Annotated in this window: 1 protein-coding gene; it reads right to left on the reverse strand. The window is 67.7% G+C overall.

The window, feature by feature from the left end:
• Positions 1 to 285 precede the first annotated feature (285 nt).
• A partial coding sequence (locus tag ACK5M9_RS05775; RefSeq protein WP_416892226.1) for an IS1634 family transposase occupies positions 286 to 1,914 on the reverse strand: 1,629 nt, incomplete at its 5' end.

A 1,914-nucleotide genomic window follows, 5' to 3' on the forward strand; every position in this document is an offset into this window, starting at 1 on the left:
CTTATGCCCGAGGCGGCCCCCGGGGTCACCCCGGCCCGTTCGGTCCGGCCCGGAGGCGACCCGCCCCTGGTCCTAGCCGTGGACGGTGACACCGATCTCGACGCCACCGTGGTGGCCGAGGTGGCGGCGCTGCGGGAGCGAACCGCCAGCGTGGCCGTGGTGGCCCCCAACCGGCTCCTCGACCGGCTGGCCCGAGTTTGGCGGGGGTGTCGCGTAAGTCCTGGTCAGCGGGGCGTGGTCGAGGAGTGTTTCCCCTACGTTTCTGCGTTTTGCCTGGTCAGGGGGTCAGGCGACTTCGGCGGTGTCCCAGCCTCGTGTGTCGACCTTGAGGGCGGCGAGGATCTGGGCTTGGAGGGTGCTGCGGCGGGTGATGAGCCCGATCTGTCGGCCCCCGGCGGTGATCTGGACGTGTCGGACGCGGCCCAGTTCTCGTAGCGCCCGTTGGGCGGAGAGGTGTTGGTCGTCGATGTCGGGATCGGTGATCCCGGCGGCGGTGATTGCTTTGCCGATGAGGGTTTCGACCACGGCGGCGTAGACGCAGATGGCGATGTGGCCCTTGACTCGTTGTTCGGTCCAGTGGCGGACCGGTCGCAGGTGAAGGAGGTCTTTCAGGGTCCGGAACCGGTTTTCGACCGCCAGCAACTGCCGGTAAGCAGTCACGATCCTGGCCGTGGATGCCTGGGCGGTGGTGAGGTTGGTGGTCAGCACGTAACGCCCGGCGAGTTGTTGCTCGTAGTCGTGTGCGGGGTCGTTGTAGTGGTAGAGGAACCGGCCCTCGCTGATCTCGATTTCGAACAGGCCAGCCACCCCGGAGGAACCGAGGATCTTCTGGGCGGCCCGCCCGATCGCTGCCGGGTTCTTGAGCCGCCCGGCTCGGACCCGGTCCTCCAAGGCCAACAACTGGGTCTCACATCGGGCCACTAACTCAGCGGTGCGGGCGGTGTCACGGCGATGCCGTTCATCGGATTCCACCACCACGGCTCTGGTCCCATCAGCCAGGGTGACCTCGGCTGCTCGGCTGTTCGCCGCCGCGACCTCAACCCACTCCGTCGCCTCGTCCTCGGCGAGGGTGAGGGCTCCAGCACAGGCGGCGTCGCGGTGCAGGCGGGTGGCCACGATGTGATCGAACCCGCGGGCGTCGACGTCGTCGATGTTGGCGGCGGAGATGAGTCCCCGGTCCGCGACGACACAGATGTTGGTGACGCTGAACCGCTCAGCCAGGTCAGCCAACACACCGGGCAGGGTCGACACATCCGCGGTGCTCCCAGCGAACACGTGATGAGCGATCGGGATCCCGTCCCCGGTGCACAACAGGCCGATCACGACCTGGGGCCGATCGCTGCGCTTGTCTCTCGAGTAGCCGAACGCCTTGGACGGGAACCGGCCAGTCGGGCGAGGGTCGCCCTCGAAATAGGTGGAGGTCAAGTCGTAGCACACCATGGAAAGGTCCATGTTGGTGAGGTCACACAGCCGGGCATACAACTCGATCTCCGTGGCCGCCTTGCCGGCGGCGACGGCGTCGAGAGCCCGGTAGTACTGGTCCAGCGAGGGCGGAGTCCACCCCTCGGGCATGGCGATGTCCCGGTCGACCCATTCGAGCAGGCGTCGCTTCGAGCACGGGTCGATCAGCCGGTTGGCCACCATCGCGAACACCGCCTCCGACAGCACCTCCGCACCGCGATCGGCGCCCTGTTTGGCGAACCACACATCGAGCCCGAGGCGTGCCCACACCGCCGCCACCCCAGCGACCGACCCCACCACCCGAGTGTCCTCAGCCGACATCGAAGCCACTGCCACTTGGTCCCGTTGCAGGTGGTTCTCCAGGGCGGCGATGATCCGTTCCAGCTCACCCGAGGCTCGCAACGCGGTCACCTCACCCAGGCGGAGCAGGGTCCGGTGGGTGTTGCGCCCCTC

Source organism: Mycobacterium sp., assembly GCF_047975165.1.
Lineage (GTDB): Bacteria > Actinomycetota > Actinomycetes > Mycobacteriales > Mycobacteriaceae > Mycobacterium.